1 pseudogene is annotated in these 1267 nt (G+C 63.3%); it reads left to right on the top strand.

What is annotated here, in order from left to right:
* Nucleotides 1–64 precede the first annotated feature (64 nt).
* Nucleotides 65–1233: pseudogene (locus MKK50_RS05205) on the top strand (IS3 family transposase).
* Nucleotides 1234–1267: the final 34 nt, after the last annotated feature.

Genomic DNA, 1267 nt, shown 5'->3' with positions numbered 1-1267 from the left:
TGGCCTGCCTCCTGAAAAGTGGTCCTCCCTGAGGTATGGCTTCGAGCCATGTGGAGGATGTTTCATGGGACGGAAGAAGCATACGGCTGAAGAGATTGTTGCCAAGCTGCGCCAAGTGGATGTTCTGGTCTCGCAGGGTCGCAAGGTGTCTGAAGCAATCCGGTCCATCGAGGTGACCGAGGTCACGTACTACCGCTGGCGTTCCGAGTACGGCGGTCTGAAGGGTGACCAGGTCAAGCGGCTGAAGTCTCTGGAGACCGAGAACCAGCGCCTTCGTCGAGCCATCTCCGATCTGACCCTGGAGAAGCTCATCCTGAAGGAGGCAGCCTCGGGAAACTTCTGAGCCCGGCTCGCCGCCGGGCCTGTGTCGACTTCGTCGTTGCCGAGCACGGTGTGTCCGAACGCTTCGCTTGCCGTGTCCTGGGCCAACATCGTTCGACCCAGCGCAAGGTCGCCGTCCTGGCCGAGGACGAAGCCGCTTTGACGGGCGCCATCGTCGCCCTGGCGCTGCAGTATGGACGCTACGGCTACCGTCGGATCACGGCCCTGCTCCGACGTGACGGCTGGACGGTGAACGTGAAGCGCGTCGAACGGATCTGGCGGCGCGAAGGGCTCAAGGTCCCGGCTCGCCAGCCAAAGCGGGCACGCCTCTGGCTCACCGACGGCTCCTGCCTTCGCTTACGGCCCGAGCGGCCTGACCACGTCTGGTCCTACGACTTCGTTGAGCACCGCACGCACAATGGACGCAAGTACCGGATGCTGAACGTCATCGACGAGTTCACACGCGAGTGCCTGGCCATCCGCGTGTCTCGTGAGCTGAAGGCATTGGACGTGATCGATGTACTCTCAGACTTGTTCAGTCTGCGCGGGGTGCCGGGGCATATCCGCTCGGACAACGGGCCGGAGTTCATCGCCAAGGCCGTTCAGGACTGGATCGCGGCGGTGGGATCGACAACCGCCTACATCGAGCCGGGCAGTCCGTAGGAGAACGGCTATTGCGAGAGCTTCAACGCGAAGCTGCGGGATGAACTCCTCAACGGCGAGGTGTTCTACACCCTCAAGGAGGCCAGCGTCGTGATCGAGCAATGGCGGAGGCACTACAACAGCATCCGGCCGCACTCGTCGCTCGGCTATCAGTCGCCTGCGCCCGAGGTCGTCATCTGGCCAACCGAACCGAGCGGCTCAGGGCCGCTCGCTCACCCCGCCATCGTCACGCGACCGACGATGCACTAACTTCGAACCTGGGCCACCGAATGGGGGCAGGCCA

Origin of the sequence: Methylobacterium sp. J-043, from assembly GCF_022829505.1 — a bacterium.
GTDB classification, from domain to species: domain Bacteria; phylum Pseudomonadota; class Alphaproteobacteria; order Rhizobiales; family Beijerinckiaceae; genus Methylobacterium; species Methylobacterium extorquens_A.
This window is presented reverse-complemented; position numbering and strand designations above follow the sequence as displayed.